Source organism: Bartonella callosciuri (genome assembly GCF_014203215.1).
GTDB classification, from domain to species: domain Bacteria; phylum Pseudomonadota; class Alphaproteobacteria; order Rhizobiales; family Rhizobiaceae; genus Bartonella; species Bartonella callosciuri.
In genome coordinates this window covers 1-2,234 of sequence record NZ_JACHIM010000022.1, presented here as the reverse complement: position 1 = coordinate 2,234, position 2,234 = coordinate 1, and the positions used below count along the sequence as shown (strand labels likewise).

Below are 2,234 nucleotides of genomic sequence, written 5' to 3'. Positions count from 1 at the left end.
AAATGGTAATCCCTGCTCAGTTACCACTTTAGTTAAGGCAATTCGCATGAAATCAGATAATGTAAGTCCCATAGTTGCTAAGATTGCATTGGCTTTTTTTTTCAAATCCTTGTCTATTCGTGCGCGCACAACATCTTTTTTTGAATTTACTGCTATACTCATATGATATCCTCCTGTTTGATTATCTTCTTATTATGTAGCACAATTGAGCTACAAAGACAATGTTTTGAGCAAAATACATATTGATTTAGCTCTATTTGTATTGGTTCATGGCTACCTCATGTTTTGCATCTTCAGATGTTATAGATTATCTATATTTTCTTAAGGTGAGATTAGCAAAAAGAGAATAGAACTATCGGAAGCAGCTTGACATGTAGAATCAGTACTGTTAAACAAATCATAAGTGCTTGAAAAACACTTAGTGTTAAGCGGGTTGATCACGATAAGATCCTTCCCACGCTTTTAAAATACTGATTGTCTTTTATGCTATTATTGGCATATATTGATTTTATCGGGTGTGGTTATACCATACAATACCCTTTTATGGGAAAAGTATAACGACGGACTTAACACCGTGTTTTTCAGCGCCCGATGCCCTTATAGGGTTTTTAATGAAAAACATTAATTTATGTTAAGGAAAAATTTATAATGAAAAATTTAGTAACAATCGACAATGCTGGTCTTGCTGTCACAACTTCTCTAAAAATTGCAGAGGGTGTTGGTAATAGCCATACTACAGTCATCAAACTTATCCGTAATAATCGTAAAGACTTTGAGGAATTTGGTTCACTCGGATTTGAAATCCAAGTGAGTAAAAAAGATGGTAAAGGCGGTCAAAAAAGAGAAGTTGCTATCCTCAACGAACCACAAGCAACTCTACTCATGACATATATGCGCAATAATGACACGGTGCGTGCATTTAAAAAGGCGCTTGTTAAAGCTTTCTATGAATTTAAAAGCCAATCACCTGGTCGTGATTTATTTTCTACAGATCGTAATTTATTTTCTTATGAAAGTTTAAAAGCTCCTGAGGGAATTGGTAAAGTTTTGGGGATGATTGCAGCGCGTTTATCGTATGTAAATGATTTACAAAAAGAGCTTGATCATTACAAATTGGTTACAACAGAAGCCAAGCGTGTCTTAACAAACGCTATTGCAAAAGCAGCGTAAAAAAGCAGCGGCGGTGCGGGGGCGCCCCCCTCTTTAAACATCTCATTTAAAAATTTAATAAATCTTTAACACATTAGATTGTGAGGGTATCTCTATGTCTAAAAAATACCAATTAACCAATGAAATTAAACAAATTGAAAATAAGTTTAAACAAATTACAACCCTTTATCGCATCCAAGCTTTAAAAGACTTTTCTGATGTTAAGGCGGGTGATCTGGGGGGCTTTATTGAAAAAGAAAGCAACCTCTCTCATGAGGGCAATTGCTGGGTCTATGATGATGCCTGTGTCTATGGTCATGCCCGGGTTTATGAAAATGCCAAGGTTTTTCATAACGCTATTATAATGGGCTTGGTTTATGGCAATGCTCATGTCTGTAATCGCGCCCGCGTTTATATGAATGCGCATGTTTGTGATAATGCCCAGCTTTTTCATAATGCTTGGGTTTATCATCGTGCAAAAGTTTATGGCAATGCAAAATTATCTGGGAGTGCGCGTATTCACAGAAATGCTGTGGTTTATGATCGTGCTGTTATCAGTGGTGCTGCAAAGATTTTGGGCAAGGTCTATGGCAATGCTAGCGTGGGAGGGCATACCAAGGTCTACGGCTCTGTTTATGGCAATGCAAAAGTGACTGGTTATCACACTATTAGAGGTTTGGTGCATGGCAATGCAAGGTTAAAAAGAAATGGTAATTTATATACCAAACAAAACCCTTACTATGCATATGGGATTCCTAAGGATTGTGAAGTTTATGAAGGCGATAACGTTGTAAAGATTAGTGAAAATAACACTGCGTGAATAAGATGCGGGCGGTGTGGGGGACCTGCTTTCCAATCAAATTTTTCATTCCAAATTTTAGCAAATTTTTATCACATGAAATTGTGAGGGTATTCTTTATGTGCAAAAAATATCAATTAACCAGTGAAATCAAAAAAATTAAACATGCTCTTACTCGAAATATTATAAATCTTTATCGCATCCGTGCTTTAAAAGATTTTAATGATGTAAAAGCTGGTACCTTAGGCGGCTTTATTGAAAAGGAGGTCAACCTCTCTCATGATGG

Annotated in this window: 3 protein-coding genes; 2 read left to right on the top strand and 1 reads right to left on the bottom strand. The window is 36.5% G+C overall.

Annotation, left to right across the window (positions count from 1 at the left end; all coding sequences use genetic code 11):
- On the bottom strand, positions 1–162 hold a 162-nt coding region (locus HNQ69_RS07470), incomplete at its 3' end, for a type II toxin-antitoxin system RelB/DinJ family antitoxin (RefSeq protein ID WP_183229393.1).
- Between the two features lie 486 nt (positions 163–648).
- On the opposite strand from HNQ69_RS07470, the gene HNQ69_RS07465 reads away from it, so the two are divergent.
- Positions 649–1,170 (top strand): Rha family transcriptional regulator, encoded by a 522-nt coding sequence (locus HNQ69_RS07465; protein WP_183229392.1) that lies wholly within the window; start codon positions 649–651, stop codon positions 1,168–1,170.
- A 94-nt stretch (positions 1,171–1,264) separates the two neighbouring features.
- Positions 1,265–1,969 carry a hypothetical protein gene (locus HNQ69_RS07460; protein WP_183229391.1) on the top strand — a complete coding sequence of 235 codons (705 nt, stop codon included), beginning with the start codon at positions 1,265–1,267 and terminating at the stop codon, positions 1,967–1,969.
- The last annotated feature ends 265 nt before the right edge of the window (positions 1,970–2,234 follow it).

Coding starts and splice junctions, on each gene's coding strand:
- HNQ69_RS07465 (WP_183229392.1), top strand. CDS start 649: ATGAAAAATTTAGTAACAATCGACAATGCTGGTCTTGCTGTCACAACT.
- HNQ69_RS07460 (WP_183229391.1), top strand. CDS start 1,265: ATGTCTAAAAAATACCAATTAACCAATGAAATTAAACAAATTGAAAAT.